Source organism: Luteibacter sp. OK325 (assembly GCF_003050935.1).
In the GTDB taxonomy this organism is placed as follows: Bacteria; Pseudomonadota; Gammaproteobacteria; order Xanthomonadales; family Rhodanobacteraceae; genus Luteibacter.
Window position 1 is genome coordinate 64,460 of sequence record NZ_QAOX01000008.1, and the last position, 22,350, is coordinate 86,809.

The 22,350-nt window shown below is 58.0% G+C and carries 17 protein-coding genes; 7 read left to right on the top strand and 10 right to left on the bottom strand.

What is annotated here, in order from left to right:
* Positions 1 to 124: 124 nt before the first annotated feature.
* The 3 genes from C8J98_RS16815 to C8J98_RS16825 are packed head-to-tail and all read right to left on the bottom strand — an operon-like array spanning position 125 to position 6,007.
* Positions 125 to 1,333, bottom strand: coding sequence for a GIY-YIG nuclease family protein (locus C8J98_RS16815; RefSeq protein ID WP_107914342.1), 1,209 nt, complete (start codon positions 1,331 to 1,333; stop codon positions 125 to 127).
* Positions 1,330 to 3,324 carry a DEAD/DEAH box helicase gene (locus C8J98_RS16820; RefSeq protein WP_107914343.1) on the bottom strand — a complete coding sequence of 665 codons (1,995 nt, stop codon included), beginning with the start codon at positions 3,322 to 3,324 and terminating at the stop codon, positions 1,330 to 1,332. The genes C8J98_RS16815 and C8J98_RS16820 overlap by 4 nt, the downstream gene beginning before the upstream one ends.
* Positions 3,317 to 6,007 (bottom strand): DNA methyltransferase, encoded by a 2,691-nt coding sequence (locus tag C8J98_RS16825; protein ID WP_107914344.1) that lies wholly within the window; start codon positions 6,005 to 6,007, stop codon positions 3,317 to 3,319. The genes C8J98_RS16820 and C8J98_RS16825 overlap by 8 nt, the downstream gene beginning before the upstream one ends.
* A gap of 185 nt (positions 6,008 to 6,192) precedes the next feature.
* On the opposite strand from C8J98_RS16825, the gene C8J98_RS16830 reads away from it, so the two are divergent.
* Positions 6,193 to 6,756, top strand: coding sequence for a recombinase family protein (locus C8J98_RS16830; protein WP_107914345.1), 564 nt, complete (start codon positions 6,193 to 6,195; stop codon positions 6,754 to 6,756).
* A 437-nt stretch (positions 6,757 to 7,193) separates the two neighbouring features.
* Here C8J98_RS16830 and C8J98_RS16840 read toward each other — a convergent pair whose 3' ends face one another.
* The gene (locus C8J98_RS16840) at positions 7,194 to 7,970 is read right to left on the bottom strand and encodes a hypothetical protein (protein ID WP_107914474.1); all 777 of its coding nucleotides are present in this window, start codon (positions 7,968 to 7,970) and stop codon (positions 7,194 to 7,196) included.
* Between the two features lie 2,051 nt (positions 7,971 to 10,021).
* On the opposite strand from C8J98_RS16840, the gene C8J98_RS16850 reads away from it, so the two are divergent.
* Positions 10,022 to 10,303 carry a helix-turn-helix transcriptional regulator gene (locus C8J98_RS16850; protein WP_107914348.1) on the top strand — a complete coding sequence of 94 codons (282 nt, stop codon included), beginning with the start codon at positions 10,022 to 10,024 and terminating at the stop codon, positions 10,301 to 10,303.
* A 182-nt stretch (positions 10,304 to 10,485) separates the two neighbouring features.
* On the opposite strand, the gene C8J98_RS16855 is transcribed toward C8J98_RS16850, so the two are convergent.
* The 3 genes from C8J98_RS16855 to C8J98_RS16865 all read right to left on the bottom strand — a co-directional run bounded on the left by C8J98_RS16855 (position 10,486) and on the right by C8J98_RS16865 (position 13,035).
* Entirely contained in the window at positions 10,486 to 11,031 is a 546-nt protein-coding gene (locus C8J98_RS16855; protein WP_107914349.1) for a hypothetical protein, read from the bottom strand.
* Between the two features lie 235 nt (positions 11,032 to 11,266).
* Positions 11,267 to 11,470 carry an AlpA family phage regulatory protein gene (locus C8J98_RS16860; protein WP_107914350.1) on the bottom strand — a complete coding sequence of 68 codons (204 nt, stop codon included), beginning with the start codon at positions 11,468 to 11,470 and terminating at the stop codon, positions 11,267 to 11,269.
* 275 nt (positions 11,471 to 11,745) lie between these two features.
* A complete protein-coding gene (locus C8J98_RS16865) occupies positions 11,746 to 13,035 on the bottom strand; it encodes an integrase family protein (protein ID WP_158272745.1) in 1,290 nt (429 codons plus the stop codon).
* Between the two features lie 771 nt (positions 13,036 to 13,806).
* Here C8J98_RS16865 and C8J98_RS16875 point away from each other — a divergent pair.
* Positions 13,807 to 14,424 (top strand): hypothetical protein, encoded by a 618-nt coding sequence (locus C8J98_RS16875; RefSeq protein ID WP_107914353.1) that lies wholly within the window; start codon positions 13,807 to 13,809, stop codon positions 14,422 to 14,424.
* 38 nt (positions 14,425 to 14,462) lie between these two features.
* On the opposite strand, the gene C8J98_RS16880 is transcribed toward C8J98_RS16875, so the two are convergent.
* Positions 14,463 to 14,945 carry a hypothetical protein gene (locus C8J98_RS16880; protein WP_107914354.1) on the bottom strand — a complete coding sequence of 161 codons (483 nt, stop codon included), beginning with the start codon at positions 14,943 to 14,945 and terminating at the stop codon, positions 14,463 to 14,465.
* A 181-nt stretch (positions 14,946 to 15,126) separates the two neighbouring features.
* On the opposite strand from C8J98_RS16880, the gene C8J98_RS16885 reads away from it, so the two are divergent.
* Positions 15,127 to 15,960 (top strand): endonuclease/exonuclease/phosphatase family protein, encoded by an 834-nt coding sequence (locus C8J98_RS16885; RefSeq protein WP_233260265.1) that lies wholly within the window; start codon positions 15,127 to 15,129, stop codon positions 15,958 to 15,960.
* Here the strand turns inward: C8J98_RS16885 and C8J98_RS16890 are convergent.
* On the bottom strand, positions 15,950 to 17,209 hold the full coding sequence (locus C8J98_RS16890; protein WP_107914355.1) for an acyltransferase: 1,260 nt from the start codon (positions 17,207 to 17,209) through the stop codon (positions 15,950 to 15,952). The genes C8J98_RS16885 and C8J98_RS16890 overlap by 11 nt on opposite strands.
* A 165-nt stretch (positions 17,210 to 17,374) precedes the next feature.
* On the opposite strand from C8J98_RS16890, the gene C8J98_RS16895 reads away from it, so the two are divergent.
* Both C8J98_RS16895 and parC read left to right on the top strand, forming a co-directional pair.
* Positions 17,375 to 18,418, top strand: a complete 1,044-nt coding sequence (locus C8J98_RS16895; RefSeq protein ID WP_107914356.1) for a proline iminopeptidase-family hydrolase — start codon at positions 17,375 to 17,377, stop codon at positions 18,416 to 18,418.
* 151 nt (positions 18,419 to 18,569) lie between these two features.
* Positions 18,570 to 20,810, top strand: coding sequence for a DNA topoisomerase IV subunit A (gene parC, locus C8J98_RS16900; protein WP_107914357.1), 2,241 nt, complete (start codon positions 18,570 to 18,572; stop codon positions 20,808 to 20,810).
* Between the two features lie 128 nt (positions 20,811 to 20,938).
* Here parC and C8J98_RS16905 read toward each other — a convergent pair whose 3' ends face one another.
* Entirely contained in the window at positions 20,939 to 21,427 is a 489-nt protein-coding gene (locus tag C8J98_RS16905; protein WP_107914358.1) for an 8-oxo-dGTP diphosphatase, read from the bottom strand.
* A gap of 185 nt (positions 21,428 to 21,612) precedes the next feature.
* Here C8J98_RS16905 and C8J98_RS16910 point away from each other — a divergent pair, with 185 nt between their 5' ends.
* On the top strand, positions 21,613 to 22,344 hold the full coding sequence (locus tag C8J98_RS16910) for a phosphodiester glycosidase family protein (RefSeq protein ID WP_107914476.1): 732 nt from the start codon (positions 21,613 to 21,615) through the stop codon (positions 22,342 to 22,344).
* Positions 22,345 to 22,350: the final 6 nt, after the last annotated feature.

Consider the following 22,350-nt stretch of genomic DNA (forward strand, 5'->3'; position numbering starts at 1 on the left):
CCTCGTCCTTGAAGGTCCCAGTTGAGCCCATGGGCGCTTGCGCTGGCCGCGCACTGACGCAGGCGAGCTTCGACGCCGCCGAGACGCGCAAACGGCGTTCTAGGCTTCCCAGCGGCCAAGCAGCTCACTCGCCTGCGTCTAGTGCGCTCACTATCGTCTCGGTATCTGGATCGTAGTAAGAGCCCGAGAGCTCTCCTTTGACGATAAGCGGAATCACTTGATCGATCACTGCAAGATCAATTAGGAACCATTCTTTCGGATGAAAGGGTTTTCCGAAGTGACCCGGTATATCGATGGCAAGCCGAGCTGAAGAAAAGAAGCGGTGCAATATCGCCTCCAACCGAATCGGATCGAAATTCAAGACCTCGAACTCGCGGATCACGCGCACTGGCGCGAATAGAAAAGTCGGGTCGGAAGCCGCTCCGCGCACTCGGTCTGCGACGGATCCCGTCGTAACACCTATTTTGTAAAGCCTGCCGTCGAGGGAGGCGATTTTTGGGTCCGGTGACATGCTGCGTGCCACGTAAACACGCCCGACACCCAGAGAATCCGGTGCCATTGCGCCAGACGCTGCGGCCTCGAACAAAGGGCCAATGCTTGCCGATGAAATTCGTCGACCCGATGGATCTTTATAGAGCTCAGTCGCGAGCGACCTCAGAAGGTTCTGCCCCTCCGTACCGTTGTCGAAGATCAACCTCAACCGAGCGTTACGCTTGCCGTTCCGAACATGCGGCTCGTTCACCTCAGCGACGTACACCATAACGCCGCGAAGAATGAAGAATTGCCCAACGTCAATCTCTTGCTCGTTAGCAAATCGCTTGCTCTGCCTGACGCCAGAGATCAAATCCGCCGTGCACTGCTTGAAAAGTGGTGCGAACTTCTCGAACTCAGAGCAGGGTATGCGAGCAGAAATCCTGTCCGGTTGGGCGCCACGCAAGACGGCGTGCCGCCGAACAAAGATATCCGGCTCAGGCGAATCCAACAGCGGTTCATCCAAAAGGTCATCAAGACTCTGCGGCACCGTTTGGGCGCGAATACCCTCTAACAATCCATGTCGATCGACTGCACTAAGCCTCTCAAACATCGCCTGGTCAGCACGATAGACGCGGAGACGCTCCTTCAAGCGTCGCTCTGAAAGAGAGATACGGCCGGACGCGGCACCCTCACCCGGAACGTGGCCATGGGCATCGATGAATTGGCAAATTTCCTCGAAAGCCTCGAAAAGACGCGACTTATCGTCACCCGCCGCTGCGCGCACGGGTTTCACATCGAGCAACCCGAACGGGTCGTCCTCGAGAAATAGTTCATCCAGCGTTTTTCTGACTCTTTTCATGATGCAGGTATGGGAGATGCCATTCGGCGTCGCTTAGCCTCTCGAAGCCACGCCAAGGCTTCAGCCATTCTACGCTCTAGCGGGTTCGGGCTGACCAGGCTCGGCTCTGCGCCCCTTTCGGCACGAAATTCCTTGATCCTGGGAAAGAGCGCAACGGCCTCTTCCTCACTCATCGCAGTCTTGGTAGCTGATATCGCTCCATGAATCGTACGGAGCACATCTGCTGTTACGGCCTTCGACATGATCTCGTAAGCGCGCTGAAAGGGATTGATTGAATCAATAAGATCCATGTCCAACTCATCAAGATTTATGAGTCGATCAGCAAAGCGCACAAAACGCGTATCGTGATGCTGTTCAACCGAGACTGCCGGACTCTTGAAGACACCCTGTGCAACTATCGCCTGACGGATCGCCTCCACCTCGTCCGGATCTAAATCCGGGTACTGACGTGCGATGACCCTGGGTATGAATACTTGGTTCACCGTTTCGGGTGGGTATTCATGAGGCGTCATCGCCGCGCGAAGCACGGACTCATCCTGGAAGATGGCGGCGGTGAGCGCGTCTAGGTCGGACTGAAGAATCTGACGAGCACGATCCGTCCCAGGCTCGGCGAACCCACGGATTGTGATTGTCTGGAAGCCCCGCTCGTCCTCAACCGCATCGTATGTAATTTCCAACGCCCGCCGAGCGCCGTCGAGATCATCGGAATCGTCACGCGTCCTGAAATTGAAGTTTGGAGCCAAGACTTGCTCCATCAACAGCGAGCATGCGATTGCCTTCAACATATTATTCACTGCATCACTGACCCGCTCTTCTGAAGCGTCGGGCTCGGCAATCAGGTTTGTGAACTGCGCATGGTTTTTCCCAGGCGCATCACGAGTGACTCGCCCGATGATCTGAATCACTTCTGTCAAAGACCCTCGATAACCCACGGTCAGCGCGTGCTCGCACCACACCCAGTCAAATCCTTCCTTTGCCATTCCCAGAGCGATGATGATGTCAACATCATCTCGAGATTGAATGGACCGAAGAGTCCGCATGACAGCTTCTCGGTCACTCGAATCGTCTACCAGATCAGCGATCTTTAGGACGCGACCATCTGGCGTCTTCACGTGATAGAGGCCAGTCCGGGCGTCGGTATCGATGACCTCACCGAGATGATCCAAGATCCGGTCCACCTCGGTGTACTTGTCCGTCGTCGATTCCGCTGACCGTACATGGGGTATGTGAACAATTGTCTTCAGTGATGGATCGAGAACCTCGTTGATTGCTTCGACGTATTTGCCCCGATAGAAGTGGTAACCAATCCCAAGGCTCTTCAGGTCTCTATATCCATTGAGCTGTTCGTAGTACGTATAAATAACCTTAGTGAAACGCTCTTCGTCTTCGGGACGCAAGACGGGGACGGCATCCCCTCTAAAATACGATCCGGTCATGGCCAAGATATGAGCCCGCCCACGCTCCAAGAGCTCACGAACAACCTCACCTAGTCGACTTCCATCGTCGGCGGAGACGTGATGAAACTCATCTACTGCGATCAGCGCGTTATCGAACGCCTCGGCGCCGAGCGCGTCAAAGGCAAATCGGAACGCCGAATGGGTGCATACCAATATACTTTCAGGTGATGCCATGAAAGATGAGATGGCCTTCACCTTGTTCGCAGCACCGGCTCCCTCGGTTAGGTTCCACTTCGTATCAACGTTCCAGTCCCGAAAAAATCCACCCACCGTAAGCGGCGTTGACCTAAAAGAAGAGCCGATCGATCGCTCGGGGACAGCGACGATAACCTTCTTTATGCCTTGATTTTCGAGCTTATCGAGGGCGACAAACATGAGCGCCCGCGACTTTCCCGATGCGGGAGGTGCTTTCACTAACAGATACTGCGAATTCCGTGCGTCATAGACACGAGCCTGCATCTCTCGCATGCCCTGCTCGTCGACTACTTGGCTCGCGCCAGTCGCCGCATATCGAACCGTAACGAAGTCAGCCATTCTTAGATTTCCTCACAGCCGTCGCTCGCTTGGTTCGAGCGAATGCGGACGAGTAGCGTTTGATCAAGTGTTCGAGCCTTTCCGCATCGTCTTTGAACGTACGGCCGATATAGATTTCCTCAACGGCCGCATCGACCGCAGCGTGGGCCTCAAGAAGGTTTTCCGGCATCGTCGCGGGGTCGTACATCCATGCCAGCGACCTACCAGGATGAGCCTCACGAGCTTCGATGATCGACAGCGAATGCTCGGCCAGTAGATCTTTCTGTGCGGAAGACAGCGAAGGAACCGGAAAAGTGTTGTACACGAGGGTATTGGAATAGCGATAGTCGCTCTTCATCCGACCACCCACAGCAGCAAGCCATACCGTATGTAAGCGTGACGAGAGTAATGCAAAGACAAAGTCGCTCGCATCATATATCGCGAACGCCAGGTTGCTGATCACCGTTGCGCCCGAAAGCAAGCCTATGGGGGTGTAACGCCGCCGTTCGGACGCGACACCCGGAACGATGATCGCCTCTCCTTGGCGATGTGGCCGATACACAAATCGGTAGGGCGTGGCCGCATTTGCGTTTGCCTGCTTCCCGTTACTCTCTCGACGGAGAGTAGCAACTCTGGCGAACCTATGATTGAGCTCCGGAATATTCCGAGCCTCCTCCACAACGTCATCGCCGACCCAGATACACCACCGTTCAATTCCCTTTATGAATTCTTTCGACCCCATGTACTTGCGTACGAACTTCTCCGCCTCAGGGTGCTGTTGCAGCAACTCGTCCCGCTGACGAGCGTCAAGGATGAGATTTCTTCCGTCTGTCGGCTTGTTGCCGTAATCCATTTGAGGCAAATCGCTAATTGCCTTCGTGCGCTTGAAAACGATTGTGTCATCCATCTCGACCAGATACGGACCGATATTTGACACCGTGCGGGCGGTCGTACCTTGAAAGAGCGTTTTGATTCCTTTTTGTCTGGATCGAAGGCCCACGACTACGCACATCACGGCTGCGTTCTTAGAGGCGCTGTTCTGCCATTTGAAGGACTGATGAGCGAAGAAGATCTCTTGATTCATACGGAAGAGAATCGGCCACAGCATTCCGACCTGCTCGCCCTGACAGATGGAGTTCGTCGAGACCAATGCCAGCTTTGCTCCAGTTTTTTGCGCATACTCCGCGCCCTTCACAAACCACGCAGCAACGTAGTCGAGATCCTTATAAGTCTTGAGGTGCCCGCTAAAAACATGTCTCATATCCTCCTTCTGCTCGGCCGTTTGGAACACGCTGCCCAGATATGGCGGGTTCCCGACGACGTAGATTTCCGATGCCAAAACTTTCGGACAGACGGACGACCAATCGGTGTGTAACGCATTCCTGCACAGGATGTGGCCAGAATCGGACAACGGAAGCGGAGCGGGAGACTTATTGAAGACCTCCTCGAACCGGCGATTCATCTGGTACTCGGCAATCCAGAGGGATAGCTTTGCCGTCTCCGCAGCGAAATCCGTCACCTCAATGCCAAAAAAGTGGTCGAGACGAATCCCACTCATGGACAACGACCATTGTTTTGCCACGCTTTGCAACTGAAGGAAGATCTTCGTTTCCAGCTCCCTCAGCTCACGATATGCGGTGATGAGAAAGTTGCCTGACCCGCAGGCCGGATCTAGAACTCGTATACCGTAGATCCTCTTGAGCAGCTGGCGAAGCCCTTCCTCGTCGTCCATCCGAGATTCAAACTCTTGCTCCAAGTCGCTGAGGAACAGAGGCTTGAGAGTCTTTAGAATGTTTGGAACGGATGTGTAGTGCATCCCCAAGTCGCCCCTCAGCTCGGGATGGACGATCGCCTGAATCATTGATCCAAAGATGTCTGGATTGATCGTTCCCCAGTCCTGGGAGACGCATTCTTTAAGAAGACGTTTCGCCGTCTTAGAGAACGCTGGAACCTCGGCTACCTCGCGAAACAGCAGACCATTTACGTACGGGAACCGCCCTAAAAATTCGGGAATATCGCCCCTATCGCTTTCGACGATATCCAAAATCCTGAAAATTTGATCGATAACCGCAGACGTTCCATCCCCGTCATCACCAGAGAGCGTAAAAACCGTCGTCGAGAAGATCTTCTTCTGGAAGATCCCCGTACTCTCAGCGAATAAGCAAAAAAGGAGACGCGTCATGAACACATTCAGTTCATGGGTATGCCTCTCATCTAACCAGGTCGGATTCGCGTCGAGAATCGCGTCGTAGAGCTTCGACAGTCGCCCGGTTGCCTTGACGTCTGCGATATTCTCTGGCTCATCTTCGAACCGCTCGATGCCCACCATTGGCAGGAAAAATTCGAACGAGTCGTTGAGCTGCGCGTAGGCCCCGTGGATCGGACGATCCTGCTTCAAGTCCTTTGCAAAAAAGTCGATACCGTCGGTCACCAAAATAAACCGACACGGCCGCTTTTCGGCCTGCTCTGAGAGTTCCAGGGCATCGTAGGCCCTCTCGGCCTCGCCAACCGGCGCCTCAAGAAAGTGCAGCTTCCCTTTCCAGATGAGGACCGATGCATTTTCGAGCCACTCTTGCTTGCCAAGCTTGGCAAGGGTCGCGCGAGGAACGTCGTACGCCTCAAGCAGGCCGAAGACGAAAGTGCGAGCGTTGAAAGGCGCTGAGACAAGGCCTTTGAGCGCCTCCTCGATGCTGGAGAGATTCATTTGCAACCAAAAATTAGCGGGCTCGTCCCCAGGGCGTGCAGGATGCACACCGGCTGAGCCATTTGTAGGATAGCCGTCACGTCCCCCTCGGGGAATCGCAAAATGTATACCTTTCGGTAGATCGCCAGAGACCTACCAAAACTCATGTCAGAAGTGTATTATCAGAACATCTAAGGAGTTTTGATATGAGCGAGATCGTCGGGTACGCTCGTGTGAGTAGTTCTGGCCAGAGCCTGGACGTGCAAATGGACAAGCTTGCCGCCGCCGGCTGTTCGCGCATCTTCGCGGAAAAACGTTCTGGTAAGCAGGCGGACAACCGTCCCGAACTTCAGGCGTGCCTGGCGTTTCTTCGGGAAGGCGATGCCTTGGTAATTTCACGCCTCGACCGAATGGCCCGATCAGTGCTCGATTTAGCCAAGATCGCAGACACGCTCCAAAGGAAAGGGATTGCTCTGCGAGTGCTCGATCAAGCGATCGACACGGGGTCACCCGAAGGCCGCCTCATGTTTAGTTTGCTCGGAGCTTTTGCCCAGTTCGAGAATGATATCCGGGCGGAACGACAGACCGACGGAATCGCTAAGGCGAAGGAGAAGGGTGTTTCTTTTGGCAGAAGGCGAGCCCTCACCGCCGACCAGTGTGAACGCATACGAATGCTAAGGGAGGAAGAGGCTTTTTCCGTCCAGCAGCTCGCCGATCGCTTCAACGTCGGCGTCGCAACCATATATAGAGCACTGCAAACCGCCGCCTGATCCGTCAGTAGTACAGATGCGGATGTCTAGTTGCAGCCGCAAGGTTCGACCGGACCCGATGGGAAGCAACGACGCATCTAACTTCCGGATGGGAACGCGATATCGTCTATTTCGTGGGCGATTCGGAGCAGTCCCTCGCCGTAGCCTCCCTTGGGACTGGTACCGATTGGTCCTAGTCGACTGAGCACATCAGCGACCACTTCAACCAAGTCTGCATGTCCAGCAGCCTGAGCCCTGGCAAGAATAGACTCGGCGCAAACGCGTGCTTCCTCGAAGTTTCCCCCAAGAGCAGCCTCATTCAAGGCGACCGACTGCCGTACCAACGCCGCTATGCTGAGAATGAAGGCTCCCCGAGCGTCCATGTGTCTACGCTTCCCTATCGATCATCAAAGCGGGCCGCTCCGAATGGAGGTAGCGGCTTATAGCTTTGACGTGGGTTAGAACGGTATGTCGTCCTTAACGGGAAGCGAGCGAGGCGCTGGCTTTCTCAGGACGAACTCACGCTTATTCGCATGAATCCATGCCCAACCGTTATTTGTCAGCTTGTATGCGGCAAAATGATAACCCTCGTCGTCCTGCTGCTCTTCTTCAGATACAAACCCAGTGTCGAGCAAGGACTTGAGGGCGATGGTCGCCGCCATTTTGGTGAAGCCTGAGCGCTCCATGTCACGACGAATGCTATGCCCAGATGCGGCACCGTCGGTGGAATCGATATTTTCTCCCAGAGCAGCCAGAGCGACGACTTCGTGCTGCTCCAAGCCCTCGATCTTCTGGAGCTTCGACATCTCTGCCGCTCCATAAAGGGTCTGCTCCTTCTCTAAGAGCGCGACGAGACGCCCCTTGATCTGGTCTGCCAGCTTCTCGAAATCTCTCGGGGATCCGGTTTTGTACGAGATGATATTGCGATGCTGTACGTCGAAAGGAAACTTCGCCTGGCGATGCTCAGCACAAATCAGAACGACATCTTTGTAGGCGGCAATCGCGAAGCCGAGTTCGAACCATATATTAGGGTTGTCGAGCGTAATGTCCGCCAAGCAAATCCTAGAGGCCCGAATCTGAGTCTCGATCTCCTGGATTGGAATGCTTGCTTTAGGATCCCGATCAACGCGGTAAGGCTCTAAGCCAGCGGCCCTCACGGCCGGATCTAAGATGTCATCGTATCGGGCATCGAATGCGCCGCCGTCGAATGGCTGAATCACAAAGCAACGTTCCATTTGCAACCTCAGGTAACCAAGGCCCCCCAAAGGGGCTCGTCAGGAATGTTGAGACCAGCATAGAGAATCGTCAACTTGCGTGCTTCAATACAACATTCGAGGCTTCGGAATCCATCATTGTGATCATTCTGATTCTTTTCGTGGGTCTTATCCTGATCGCAGGGATCACTGCGCTACGGGGGAAGTTGGCAGGAGGTCGCTCCCCCCCAGGATTCACTCCGTACAGTCCTTGGCCAACTGACGCCCACCGGCTCTTATGGACTGGACGTTGTTGGGGAAGCCTCGTACCAGAGCAATATTGAGCGGATCGCAGGCGGCCGGACGAGCGAGGGTGTTCGAAGCCATTGCGAAGCAACCCTGGTACCAGAAGACGACAACACGCATGATCCGATGGCTGTTAGGGTTGACATACAAGGCAAGACTGTCGGCTACCTCAGCCGCCCCAATGCTCGGGAATATAGGGCCGAGATCAAGCGCCTGGGGTTTCCAACTGGGATATTTTCCTGCAAGGCACTGATCGTAGGAGGTTGGGATCGAGGTACCCACGACCGTGGCCATTTCGGGGTTAAGCTGGACGTACCGGTGAACGGATAGCTCGCTCGACACTGTGCTGAGCGAGGATCATTGCCCCTCTCCGGCCGACAGATGCTCAACGCACACATTAGTGCGAACGATCGTCTACTTGCACGAAGGCAGTTGTCTCGTCACCAAGCGTGGAGACGCATTTAAGCTTGTTCCGACGACCGCACCGGCCACAGAGAAAGAAGCAGCCGAAGTCGTCGACGTTGACCTCGGCGGTACTGTGTAGCACCGGGAGGCTGCATCGAACACAGGTCCAGTAACCGGAGCCCGGCGAATCTGCCATGACTGCTTGCGCCACCATGAAGTAAGGCTATGGTGCGCTTAGGGGGGCACGCTCCGCAACACGGTGAGAAATGCTGCGAAAGCTCCCTATCCGTAGATGACCACTGGCGTCTGCGCCCTGCACTTCGGGCAAGAAAACGTGCCTGCATGAAGCACTGTATGTGGCTGCAATTGCGACTTGTGATACCCAGGCTCGGTGTATCCGCAAGGGCTGCAATGCTTTGTCCAGTCGATAGACTTACCATCCTGCCGGATGATGATTGCTCCAGATGCTCCTGCCATTTCTCGCCCTTCTTTAGACTTACCTATCGTTGCCTGGCCGCCTACGGGGCATTCCCTCGCAAAAAAACCAACCAGCCGACACTGGAGCGTCCAGCTTAAGGGTATAGACGTGTCGGCACTTCTCGTAGGTCTTGTCAGACGCGCTCAATCGAATGCCCTTTAGGCTGCCCCGATCGACGATGAAATTGACCGGTCGCCTCTTTGCCAAACTTGTAAAGTGATTCCACGTTTACGGAAGTCCGCCAGAACCGCACCTTTGCCTACTGTTCCTCAACGCGAAGGGTTCACGGTGCAGGACATGAAGACTGGAGTGGTTCCCACCGATATCGCCACAACGTAGCCCTGGAACGATGCCAATCCGTACCCCGGCATGCCTGGGTCAGAGTTCACGCGAGACAACGCATCCTTCGTAACAGCTGTAGCGACATCCTTCGACAAACCGAGTGCCGACCGCACGGTGTTAACGCATAGAGGCAAGAACAGTGAGGGGTCGCGCGTGTCGGCAATGAACATATCGCCACCAGAAGTCATCCGCCCGTTGGTAAACAGGACGGTAGTACCCTTCGGCAGACTCTCAATCTGATATGGCTTGCCGACGATTGAGTTCCATCTTGCGAGAAAGTCATCGCTGGAACCGACCCAAGATGCCGTGGCACTTTCAGGCGCAGAGCCCGAACAGCCGCAGGATGACGCGACAAGAGTGACCGCTAGTACTCCACGCAGTGCCGTCAGCAGAAAACGTCCTTTCATTGAACTCTTCCCATTGATTGGTGTAAGCCTCGCCCGCGAGAAAGACGAACGTCTTATGCCGGCGCCCCTTTTTAGTCTACTTTAGACTAGTCCGTTTTGGACTATACCAAAACGGTCTATAGGTTGCCTAGCTGGTCTCCAGCAAGGCAATCAATATGGCCTCGACGCATCATGAGGACTACCGACTCCTCATCCAGATGGTTCGCGAAACCCGCGAGCGCGAGGGCGTGGCGCAAAGCGATTTGGCCACGCGAGTCGGCGTTACTCAGACATTTGTCTCGAAAGTCGAACGAGGCGAGCGACGACTGGATCCAGTCGAACTGATCGAGATACTCGAAGCCCTTGAAGTAACGCCTACCGAATGGATCAGCGAATATCTACGGCGACGACGAATCGACCATGGCAACCGCACCGTCTCGCGTAAGATTTCTTCATAGCAAGCATCTACCTGCGGACGAACCGGGGACCGACCGCTTGATGTGGTGAAAGTGCACTCAGTCGCAGAGTAGGTCTACGGTGCTCGATCTATTCAAACATAACTGTGTACTTGCGTCACCGCCAGGCCGCATCGGGACTCGCGCGGAAATTTTCTAGAATTTCTCGATCACAGTGTACATAACTAGTCTTCCGGCAGACGCTCGATGAGAAACAGCCTCTCGGAAATGTCCCAGGCGTCGCCGTTTCGAGCTTCCTTTACGATGTAACCGCAGATCGCGGCATCCCTCACAGGGTCCACCCTGACGCCGCTCTTCTTATGAAATAGTTCGGTAACGCTACTATGCTTCATGCCGCGAGTGACCTTCATCAAGGCCTTTTTAAGCGCACGACGCGCAGCCACTTCGTCCTCCGCGAATACCGGATGATCTTTTACGAGAAGGTGGAAGTGACAGCCTTGGACTATCTTGGACCCCTGCCGCCGGTAGACGGTCGTCTCCAACGATGCCACACCCTCGATTCGCACACGCTGCCTCCAGCGGGAGCCCAATATCGTGCGATGAAGCCTTTTCACGATAGCCTTTAGGCAGGCAGTGCCTTCACGCTTCGACGTAGGCTTACGGAAGGTCAACGTAACGAAGAACCGAAAAGGTGCGTACTGCGCGACTATCGCAGTGGCTTCTTCGTACGTAACCCGTCCACGGCTATATGTAACCGTCTTCTCCTTCATAAAATTACCTCTTCAGTTTCTTTGGGCAAAGTCTCTCGAACCTGACGGCTCGAACAAGCCATAAGTCACGATAGACACGTATGTTTGAGCAAGCGCGGTGCCGCGAGAAGCTTGCCTCGCGCACGCCTGCCTAATATTTAGAGCGCTGTAGATTCACTGCACCGATTGCCTGACTAGGGGAACGGCGTCGGGCTAGGGATATGCATTACACGCGCGCTGACGCACGAACCTCGGCTCACTGTCGTGAACTGGCGACTCGCTTTAGGATCCACGAGTCGACGTCGCATGCAGACCATGCGACGACGCGTGCAGACAAACGAATAGAGAGAGGGAACACACCTTCGCTCATCATCTTGTACAAATGAGACCTGGAGATGCCGATCGTCCGAAGGACTTCAGGCAGGCGTAATAGTCGTACGGGTTGTGTTGCAGCGTTCATTCTGGACTCCTGTTAGCTGCTCGTGGTGCCTATCACCGTCGAGCGGAAAACGGATTATCCACAGCCTGAAATTAAAACAAATGGCCTACGGTAGAGGGCGAAAATGAGACGAACTACCCATTATTGCCTAAGAAATTGTTGCTTCATCCCTGCCAACGAAAGCGCTAATAACTATCCCTGACGACGACGAGGTAAATTCTTAGGAAGCGTAGGTCGCCTCACTCGACACGATCGACAACCAAGCGAATTTCTTCTATGACTCGTAGATAAACAGGTCATCCAACGATGATCCTGAAAAGCTTTTCGAGCGCGCCGAGCTTTTCCGAAAAGTATTCGTGGCGGTCATAGTGGCGTGCCTGCACTCCACCCAACCCGTGACTCTGCAGCTGGGCACGCACCTCTCCGCTTACTCCAACCGCTGCCAACCTTGTCTCAACCGTACGACGAAGGTCGCCGACGGCAAATACGCCACCCGGAAGCTTCCCCTTTTCCAGAAGAATCCGAGTGACTTCCTTCAATCGGTGACGGTATGACGCGTAGGCGGCGCCCGAGGTTCCATGATCAACGCTCGCTACAAACGTCCCCAAGCACACATCCATGTCTTCCATAGCCTTAATAGCCGCTGGTATCAACGGAACCTCATGCGAACGAGGAGCCTTTCGACGGCCTTTAGCGTCATAGATCTTCATTGAGGGTCTATCAGCGTCTACGTCTGTCGTTTCCACGCGAGCTAACTGCTCGATACGCTGACACCCGGTGAGCAGGTGAAACCGAAGTAGAGCGCCGCCTGGATCTGGCATAGCTGAAATGACTTGCCAATAAGCGCGTAGCTCCGATTCGGAAAGGGCCCTTTGTCGCATTGTCCCCGCCGATTCAACTGTTGCAAGATCCTTCGCAGGGTTCCGTGAGATCTGCAGTTCTCGAAGAGACTGAGAACCGTTGATACCCTGTCTTGCAGACACGGCAGACGCGTACGCGGCCTGCAGGTACGATCGTATCTTCGCCGCCTCACGCAGTCTTCCCTTGTGTACGAGCGGGCGGATAAGAAAGGCCAAATCTTCGACATCCAGGTCAATTGCCGGCTTCGACCAAAGAGCCGGCGCAGCATCGCGAACATGCTTCAAGAGCGCCTGGCGCACCTTTGGCGCGCTGACCTTCTTTCGGGCTTCGAGAAAATCACAGTAAGCGTGCACCAGCGCACCGAGCGTCGCGGCCAGCTTCGCCCTTTGGCTCTCCAGTCTTGCCTCCGCCGCCTCCGCCTCTCTTTTCACCTCTAGTGCCTCCGCAACCAGGGCGTCTCGGAGGTCCCTGTCGCCATCCTGATACCGCCTGGACAACACAGCTGCCCGCTTACGCGCTTCCTGAAGGGTGCTATCGAGGCCAACGGAGAGTCTGTCTCTAACCCCTTTCGAATTGGTATATCGGAAGTAAAAAGCAACGGACCCGTTGGAGAGCTTTCTTGCCTGGAGGACCCCGGCACCACGCGGCGAAGGATCCGATGCGGATTCGTCCGGCTTTAAGTTTTTGATGCTAAGAGCCGTCATTGGCTTCTTCGTACCCGACATTGGTGCCCCTTCGGTGCCCGTTTTTCACATGATACACGTGGACGAACACGGAAGTTAATGGAACCTATCTAACTGTTTATATGAGGTTCTTCACTTCACCGCAGATCATCTAGTATTCTGCGGGACGACGATAAAGGGGATTGAAAATCCCCGTGTCGGCGGTTCGATTCCGTCCCGAGCCACCATTTACCAGCGCTCGCAGGCCATCGCGAAAGCAGCGTTGCGAAAAACCTCCCCACTTGCTAAAAACGTCGTGTACTTCGTCGCGCCAGAGCGTTCTCGCGCGTGTGCTCAACCGCATGGATTCAGGGGTAGGGTCGAATGGCAGGAATGCGAGTTGCTCTATGGGTATTAGTAGCCGGCCTGTCGGCCGGATGCACCGAGTCCAGGCGGATCACCCTTCCCAGCGGCGACCAAGGCTTCGTGGTCACCTGTAATACAGGCTCTCAAGACATCGGCGACTGCTACAACAAGGCCTCAGGTCTTTGCCACGGGCCTTATGAAGTGATCGACCGCGTCCAGGGGGCGCAGGTCAATTACAGCAGCAACGCGTACAAGTCGGCGGGCGGCGTCATGGCGAGGCGGGACATCATGATTCAGTGCAATAGCTGAGTCGTCACCGGCAGTTGTTGAATCAAAGGCCCGCTATCACGCGGGCCTTTTTGCATTCTGACGTTTCACAGCAACGTCCGACGTCATGGCGTGAGCGAGAGCTACAGACGACCCCACCCTCCCCGGGCCAACCTTGATCGACCCCTGCGGAGAGCCCTCATGACGATCCTCAACCCGGCGAATGACACCCCGAAACCGGTCACGATTCTCAATTCAGGCGACTATCTGTCCCCCTACGCTGACGTTCCCAAAGCAGAAATCACGAAGGATGACTCGGTGACTATCGAGACCCTGCTCAGAAGCATCGATGGAAGGCTCCAGACGATGGACGGCCGTCTGGACAGCATGGACAAGCGTCTGGACAGCATGGACAAACGTCTGGACAGCATGGACACGCGTCTAAACAGCATGGACACGCGTCTGGACAACATGGACACGCGCCTGGACAACATGGACATACGTCTGAACAAGGTCAGCGAAGACATCGTCGAGCTGAAGGTTCAGACAGCGGCCATCGGTGCACGCATCACCGGCGTCGAGGAACGTCTCGATCGAACCAGGGAACGATTTGATCGCGACGAGGATCGGTTTGTCCGGCAAGAAAGCCGCCAGCGCGAAGCCGACAGTCAGCTCATTCGCTTTGAATCGCAACTTGAGCGGCTTCCTTCCTGGAAGAGCGTGGGGACGACGAGCGCCACCGTCACTGCGGGCTGCTGCGGGCTCTTTGTCTGGCTCGCCGAAGGCGGTGCCAAAACATTGGCAAGATTCTTCGATTAGTTCGAAGCGCCGAGAGCCTGATCAGGCGGGAACCCCGATCAGATATTCACATCGCGACCCGGCTCGACTTCGCACTGTCGAAGCGCTCCATCCAGGCTCGCCTGCTCATCGACCCGATCCAGGCCAGTGGGCTTTCCGGCGAGCGCGCCATCGATGCGACGAATCCGCGCATCCATGGCCACGTGAAGCTGTTCTCGCGCTTGCTCGCCGCAGGGTGTCCGCGGCTTCCACGCCGTCAGAACCGCTGCCCGCGATTTGAGTAGGCCAAGGCGCTGCGGTGCTTCGTCATGTCCGGCGCGCTGCGCTTCGGTCACCTGTGCCTGCCACTCGGCAAGTACCGCGCGCAGGTCCGCGATATCCGCGGCTTGTGCCGTGGCATCCGCTGTCCGCGCCCGATGGGAGGCGGTGAATGCAAGCATGGCGGTGGTCGCCGAAGCGACGAACGCGATCAGGATCACCACGAGCGCAACGCGCCGGCCGTTGGCGCCAGACCGCGGCGAACCGGGCTCAGGATTGTTCATGTCCGCTCCGCTGCTGCGTAAGATCGGCCCATTCTGACCGATTGCCGGGACCGGCGGATGCCGGCGTCGCCGGTTCGAGGCGCGACATGGTGTCGCTCGCAGGCGGGATCCAGGTAACGGAAATGACCTCGTTACGTCGATATATTCGTGAGACTCCCCCGTCATAAGGAATCCTCCGCGCATGATCCGGATGTCCCGACTCGCCCTCTTTGCAGCGCTTACCGCAGCCATCGCCCAGCCCGCCATCGCCGACGAACTCAGGGTAATGTCCTTCAATGTCCGAACCATCACTGGAAAGGACGGCCCGGACCGTTGGGAGGCCCGTCGGGACTTGTTCGCCGACACCATCCGGAAGCTCCATCCGGATGTGATCGGCACACAGGAACTGGCGAAGGAACAAGGCGACGACACCATCGTTCGACTTCCGGAGTACACCTGGTTCGGCCGCGATCGCTTTGGCAGCCATGCCGACGAGCACATGGGCATCTTCTACCGGAAGGACCGTCTCAAGCTCGTCGAGAGCGGCGACTACTGGCTCTCTGACACGCCGGACAAGGTGGCCAGCATATCGTGGGGCAACATTTTTCCGCGCATGGTCAACTGGGCGCTGTTCGAGCGACTCTCCGACCACAAGCGCTTTTATCTGCTCGACACGCACTACCCGTACCGCGACCAGGACGAGGGCGCACGTTCGCGCAGTGCCCGCGAGATGGCTGCGTGGATCGGCAAGCTACCGGCCGGCGTGCCCGTCATCATCACCGGCGACTTCAACACCGGCCCGGAAAGCGAAGCGCACGCCACGCTCACGGCCGCGTTGAAGGACGCGTGGTCCACGGCACCGAAGCGGGAAGGCCCGGAGGATACGTTCCACGGCTTCACCGGCAAACCCACGAAGCGGATCGACTGGATTCTGTATCGCGGTGTGGAAGCCACGTCGGTGCAGACGGTGATTACCTCGAAAGATGGCCATTATCCGTCCGACCACTTTCCTGTCGAGGCAAACTTCAACCTTTGAGTTCGCGCTTATCGAGATCGCCGCCGCGCTCGACGATGCGGCGGCGACGGTAACGCAGCCGACGCCGCAGGCCATCGACGCTGCGCACGGCGACGGTCCTGGGCCGCTCACGTGGAACCGGGAAGATCGCTTGCGACAATGCGATACCCCAACGGTCGAAGGTCCGGTCGAAGATCACGGCTGCGGCGATCACAACGGCGAATGTCACGGGAATCGTGAGTAGCGCTGCAGGGACGGCACCGAGCGCCAGCGTCTTGGTGATCACCACATAGAACCATGCCGAGAAGCTCAGCAGGATCGGCAGGTGTACAAGGTAGAAGGCGTACGAAATGCGTCCCATGAACCGCGCGACCCGGCTTTGCAGAACACCGTCGAGAAGGCCGCAACGCACGACATATAGCAACAGCACGCCACCGATGACGTCGAACAGGGCCTTGCGCTCGTTGTCGGCCAGCGGCACGACATGTGTCCAGTCGTACCACGGCGATACATCGAAGCCGCCGCAGATAACAACCCCGATGAACGCGACCGTGAGCCATGGTTTCGATCTGGTGAGGCGTGCTTCTCCCACGTGACTGCCGGCGAGGAAGGCCGTGTAGTACGGCCAGTCATGCGGAAAAAACCAGGCAAGCAGCGCGACGGCGACACCGAAGTTGAGCACACCCGCCCGCCCGGGAAGAGTCAGCGAACGATAGGCGAACACGAACATCGAGCCGAGCAACTCGATCTTCATCGTCCACAACGTGGGATTGAAACGCGACCATCCGCCGAGCACGGTGCCGTACAAGCCATCGCGCAAGGCTTCGAGGAAGTCCGGCGGTTTGCCCCAGAAGTCGGCAATCCAGCGCGACCCCGAAAGGGCGCCGGCTTCCCTGGCGTGCGACCACCCCATGCTCATGACGAACCAGGCGAACATCACCGAGCCGAAGATCGGCACGCACAGCCGCAGGTACCGCCGCGATGCGCGCTGCCGGAAGATCATGGCATCGCCACGCTCAACGTACGCCTTGGTCAGCACGTAACCACTGAGCACGAAAAAGATGCACACCGCGAATTGGCCGTTCCACAGCACGGAAAGCGGCGCGAAGCCGATGATGTGGTCGACCATGCCGCGCATGGCGCCGGGTGTCGTCGTGTCGGGATAGATGAACGCGAACCCGCCCGGAAGAAAGGCGAGGAACAGATGGCAGAGCAACACGTTTACCGCGGCAAGGCCGCGCAGTCCGTCTGCGGAGATATCTTTCTGCATCGGGTGTCCCGCCTAAAATCATCATATAAGCAAGGGGCCCTTGGCTCTGCGGTGAACGCGGGGGCGGCTCGTTGGGGAACCTTCGGGAACGTCGAAGGCACGTGATGGCTTGCCAGCGTGGCGTCGTCCAGCGATAGTCAGCGCCATCACTTGGGGGACAACGATATGCGCCGTCTGATTGCCGCCGTTACACTGATGCTCGTCACTGCTTGCGCGTTCGCCGCGCCCGCGGGGACTGCTACAGCCGCTCCCACCTCCTATTTCGATCATGCAGGCCACGACGACATCCTCTCCGGTGGCGTGAAAATGATCACGATCGACACCCCGAAGGGCAAGTTCCGCGTCTGGACCAAGCGGGTTGGCAACAACCCGACCATCAAGGTGCTGCTCCTACACGGGGGCCCGGGTGCCACGCATGAGTACTTCGAAGCCTTCGACAGCTATTTCCCCGGTGCCAGCATCGAGTATTACTACTACGACCAGTTGGGCTCGGCATTCAGCGACAAACCCACCGACGAATCCCTGTGGGAGATTCCACGCTTCGTGGACGAGGTGGAACAGGTCCGCCAGGCATTGCACCTGGACAAGGACAACTTCTACCTGCTCGGCCACTCGTGGGGCGGCGTGCTCGCGATCGAGTACGCCCTGAAATACCCGCAGCACCTCAAGGGCCTGATCATTTCGAACATGGTCGACAGCATCCCCGCCTACAACCAGTACGCGACCAACGTGCTGATGCCGGCCATGGACCAGAAGAAGCTCGCCGAGATCAAGCGCATGGAGGCGGAGAAGAAGACGGCCGATCCGGCTTACATGGCGATCCTCATGCCCATGCACTACGAGCAGCACATCTTGCGGATGCCGGCCGACCAGTGGCCGGAGCCGGTGCAGCGCGCGTTCGCGCATATCAATGAACAGATTTACGTGTCCATGCAGGGCCCGAGCGAACTGGGCGCCAGTGGCAAGCTGCTGCACTGGGACCGCAGCAAGGACCTGAAGAACATCAAGGTTCCCACGCTGGTGATCGGTGCGCAGTACGACACCATGGACCCGAAATACATGGAAGCCATGGCGAAGAAGATGCCGAATGCCCGGTTCTTGCTGTGCCCGAAGGGCGGGCACATGGCCATGTATGACGATCAGACGACCTACTTTACGGGGTTGATCGGGTTCTTGAAGGATGTCGATGCGGGGAAGGCGTTGCGCTGAGGTACATGCCGACCGGCGTCACCGCTTCGTTGGCTTTTCGCCGCTGAACCGGCTCCCACATTTATCTACGGTCTACACCTATGAGACGGGTTTCTGGCAACATCACCCGGTTAACGACGCGCCTTAGCGCGCCAGCCGGACAGCCAAGCCCATGAATCTGCAAGCCAATTACGAACAGATCCCGCTCAAGGACTACGCCGAGCGGGCGTACCTCGACTACTCCATGTACGTGGTGCTGGATCGCGCCCTGCCCTTCGTGGGTGACGGGCTCAAGCCGGTCCAGCGCCGAATCATCTACGCCATGAGCGAGCTGGCCCTCTCGGCCAGCGCCAAGCCGAAGAAGTCGGCGCGCACCATCGGTGACGTGATCGGCAAGTTCCATCCGCACGGCGACTCGGCCTGCTATGAGGCCATGGTGCTGATGGCCCAGCCCTTCTCGTACCGCTACCCGCTGGTCGACGGCCACGGCAACTTCGGTTCGCCGGACGACCCGAAGAGCTTCGCCGCGATGCGCTATACGGAGTCGCGCCTGACCCCGATCGCCGAGGTGCTGCTCTCCGAGCTCCAGCATGGCACCGTGGACTGGGTGCCAAACTTCGACGGCACCATGGACGAACCCTCCTGGCTGCCGTCGCGTGTGCCTCACGTGCTGCTGAACGGCTCGATGGGCATCGCCGTGGGCATGGCTACCGACATCCCGCCGCACAACCTGCGTGAGGTCGCGAGCGCCTGCATTCGTCTGCTCGACGACCCCGAAGCGACGATCGCCGATCTCTGCGAGCACGTGCAAGGCCCGGATTACCCCACGCTCGCCGAGATCATCACGCCGCGCCGTGAGCTGCTGGCCATGTACCAGAACGGTGGCGGCTCCGTCCGTGCCCGTGCCATCTACGAGCGTGACGAAGGCAACATCATCATCACCGCACTGCCGCACCAGGTGTCGCCCTCGAAGATCCTCGAGCAGATCGCCGCGCAGATGCGCGCGAAGAAGCTGCCGATGATCGAAGACCTGCGTGACGAATCGGACCACGAGAACCCGATCCGCCTGGTGCTCGTGCCGCGGTCGAACCGCGTCGATGCGGACGAGATGATGCAGCACCTCTTCGCCACCACGGACCTGGAGAAGAGCTTCCGCGTCAACATGAACATGATCGGCCTGGACGGCCGGCCGCAAGTGAAGGACCTCAAGATGGTCCTCACCGAATGGCTGCGTTTCCGCACCGACACCGTCACCCGCCGGCTCAATCACCGACTGGGTCGCGTTGAGCGCCGCCTTCACCTGCTCGATGCCTTGCGCATCGCCTACCTCAACCTGGACGAAGTGATCCGCATTGTCCGTACCGAGGAAGAGCCGAAACCGGTGCTCATCTCCCGTTTCCGTCTTGATGAGGAACAGGCCGATTACATCCTCGAGACCAAGCTGCGCCAGCTGGCCCGTCTCGAGGAAATGAAAATCAATGAAGAATCCGGCAAGCTCGAGGAAGAGCGCGCGCGTATCAGCGTGCTGCTGAAGTCGCCCGCCAAGCTGAAGAGCCTGATCAAGGAAGAACTGCGCAGCGATGCCGAGAAGTACGGCGACGAGCGTCGCTCGCCGCTGATCGAGCGCAGCGTGGCGCAGGCCCTGGACGAGAGCGCCCTGGTCGCTTCCGAACCGGTGACCGTGGTGCTGTCGCACAAGGGTTGGGTACGCGCCGGCAAGGGTCACGAGATCGACGGTGAGGCCCTTTCCTATCGCGATGGTGACAGCCTGCTGGCGATCTCCCGCGCACGCACCACGCAACAGGTCGCCTTCATCGATTCCACTGGCCGTGCCTACGCTACGCCGGCACACACGCTGCCTTCCGCACGCGGCAACGGCGAACCCCTCACCGGCCGCTTCAGCCCGCCGGCCGGTGCACGTTTCGATGCCGTCGTCACGGCGGATAACGACACCCGCATCGTGCTGGCAACCGACTTCGGCTACGGCTTCGTCACCCGCTTCGAGGCGCTGACAGGTCGGCAGAAAGCAGGCAAGCAGATCATCTCGCTCAGCGACGGCGCCCGCGTCCTGGCGCCAGCGATCGCCGCCGATCCGTCGCGTGACCGCATCGTCGTGGTCACCGGCGAAGGCCATCTGCTGATGTTCTCGGTCGCCGAGCTACCGGAACTCGAGAAGGGCAAGGGCAACAAGCTCATCGAGATTCCCAAGGCCAAGCTGGCCTCAGGCGAAGAGCGCGTCGTCGGCGTCGCCGTGGTCACCGAGGGCAAGGGTGAAGTCACCCTTTACGCGGGCCAGCGCAAGCTGACACTGAAGTGGGCCGACCTCGTGGAGTACGGCGGTAGTCGTGCGACGCGTGGCGGCGTGCTGCCGCGTGGCTTGCGTCGCGTTGAGCGGATCGAAACCACGGGCTGATGAAGTCGTGGTGGCCCCTGCCAGGGCCATCGCCGATGAATCGGCCCCTACCAAGCGTCAAAGGAATCGCCGATGAATCGGCTCCCACAACAGCCGTTCTATGTGGGAGCCGCTTCAGCGGCGATACGCTAAAGCCGCGTCACGCTCCACGAGACCATCCGCCCGTCCTTGTACGGCATGACGCCGTGGAACGGTCGCGGGTCGGTATCGAATACAAGCGGCAGGAAGTGCCGGTCGCCTTCCCACATGGGCAACGCGTCCAGCGCGCTCACCGGCACCCACTCCAGCGCGCCCTCGGGATTGGACGTCAGCGGTGTTCCCGAGTAGCGGTCGACGATGAAGATGAAGCCCAGCCAGTCCTCGCCGTTCTTGCCGAAGCCGGGCCAGTTCAGCGTGCCACGCAGGCGCATCTCGAGGCATTCGATGCCGGCTTCCTCCATGATCTCGCGACGCATGCACGCGGCGATGTCCTCGCCCGGCTCCATTTTTCCGCCCAGGCCGTTGTACTTGCCCAGGTGCTGATCGTCCTGTCGGGCATTGCGGTGGATCATGAGGACGCGCTGACCGTCCGGCGAGATCACATAGCCGAGCGTGGCGACGATGGGTGTATAGGGCATGGCGGTGGCAACAAGGGGGAAAAAACCCGGAGTTTACCCCCTCCCCATGCGAAGGCGGCGTTTCGCCCCTTGCGTGGCCGCGGAGACCCGGCGAACATCGACGAATGCCCCGCCCGCAGCTTCCCCGCATGACCCACCCCTTCCTCCTTCGCATCGCCATCGCAGCCGGCCTGGCGGCTACCGCCATGGGCTGCGTTGCGCCCGCAGACGCCGTCGATAGCCGCGACCTGGTGTTCGACAGCCAGTCCTATTTCGCCGTTACGGTCGACACCCGCCGCGAAGACATTGAGCTGTACTGGCGTAGCCCGGAAACGGACCAGCCATTCAGCACGATCGATGCACTCAGGACCTGGACCATCGGCAAGGGTCGGCCGCTATCGTTCGCCACTAACGCGGGCATCTACGACCGCGAATTCAAACCGCTCGGCCTGTATGTCGAGAACGGCAAGGCGCTCGTCCCGCTGAACCTCATTCACGGCAACCCACGGTCAGGCAACTTCTCGCTACTGCCCAACGGCGTGTTCGCCGTCTACGACGATGGCAGTGCCGAGGTCCGCACCAGTGAAAGGTTTCGCGACGCCGGCCGCAAGCCACGCTGGGCAACCCAGTCCGGCCCCATGCTGGTCATCGACGGTGAGATCAACCCGCAGTTCGACAACGGCTCGGACAGCATGAAGTGGCGCAGCGGCGTCTGTGCGAAGACACCGCACGAGGTGGTCTTCGTGGTCAGCCGTGCGCCCGTGAACTTCCACAGTTTCGCGCGCTTGTTCCGCGACGAAATCGGCTGCCGGGATGCCCTCTTCCTTGACGGCACGATTTCGCAGGCCTTCACGCCCGATGATGGCTACGCGGGCGCGCCGGCCTTCATGACCAAGCCGTACGCCGGCATGATCGCGGTGTTTCCGAAACGGCGCTGAAACCTC

Excerpts from the sequence above, each read along its gene's own strand:
- C8J98_RS16815 (WP_107914342.1), bottom strand. The coding sequence starts at position 1,333 with ATGAAAAGAGTCAGAAAAACGCTGGATGAACTATTTCTCGAGGACGAC.
- C8J98_RS16865 (WP_158272745.1), bottom strand. The coding sequence starts at position 13,035 with ATGTCGGGTACGAAGAAGCCAATGACGGCTCTTAGCATCAAAAACTTA.
- C8J98_RS16895 (WP_107914356.1), top strand. The coding sequence starts at position 17,375 with ATGCGCCGTCTGATTGCCGCCGTTACACTGATGCTCGTCACTGCTTGC.
- C8J98_RS16880 (WP_107914354.1), bottom strand. The coding sequence starts at position 14,945 with ATGAACAATCCTGAGCCCGGTTCGCCGCGGTCTGGCGCCAACGGCCGG.
- C8J98_RS16910 (WP_107914476.1), top strand. The coding sequence starts at position 21,613 with ATGGGCTGCGTTGCGCCCGCAGACGCCGTCGATAGCCGCGACCTGGTG.
- C8J98_RS16840 (WP_107914474.1), bottom strand. The coding sequence starts at position 7,970 with ATGGAACGTTGCTTTGTGATTCAGCCATTCGACGGCGGCGCATTCGAT.
- C8J98_RS16825 (WP_107914344.1), bottom strand. The coding sequence starts at position 6,007 with ATGAATCTCTCCAGCATCGAGGAGGCGCTCAAAGGCCTTGTCTCAGCG.
- C8J98_RS16860 (WP_107914350.1), bottom strand. The coding sequence starts at position 11,470 with ATGAACGCTGCAACACAACCCGTACGACTATTACGCCTGCCTGAAGTC.
- C8J98_RS16820 (WP_107914343.1), bottom strand. The coding sequence starts at position 3,324 with ATGGCTGACTTCGTTACGGTTCGATATGCGGCGACTGGCGCGAGCCAA.
- C8J98_RS16830 (WP_107914345.1), top strand. The coding sequence starts at position 6,193 with ATGAGCGAGATCGTCGGGTACGCTCGTGTGAGTAGTTCTGGCCAGAGC.
- parC (WP_107914357.1), top strand. The coding sequence starts at position 18,570 with ATGAATCTGCAAGCCAATTACGAACAGATCCCGCTCAAGGACTACGCC.
- C8J98_RS16875 (WP_107914353.1), top strand. The coding sequence starts at position 13,807 with ATGACGATCCTCAACCCGGCGAATGACACCCCGAAACCGGTCACGATT.
- C8J98_RS16855 (WP_107914349.1), bottom strand. The coding sequence starts at position 11,031 with ATGAAGGAGAAGACGGTTACATATAGCCGTGGACGGGTTACGTACGAA.
- C8J98_RS16885 (WP_233260265.1), top strand. The coding sequence starts at position 15,127 with ATGATCCGGATGTCCCGACTCGCCCTCTTTGCAGCGCTTACCGCAGCC.
- C8J98_RS16905 (WP_107914358.1), bottom strand. The coding sequence starts at position 21,427 with ATGCCCTATACACCCATCGTCGCCACGCTCGGCTATGTGATCTCGCCG.
- C8J98_RS16890 (WP_107914355.1), bottom strand. The coding sequence starts at position 17,209 with ATGCAGAAAGATATCTCCGCAGACGGACTGCGCGGCCTTGCCGCGGTA.
- C8J98_RS16850 (WP_107914348.1), top strand. The coding sequence starts at position 10,022 with ATGGCCTCGACGCATCATGAGGACTACCGACTCCTCATCCAGATGGTT.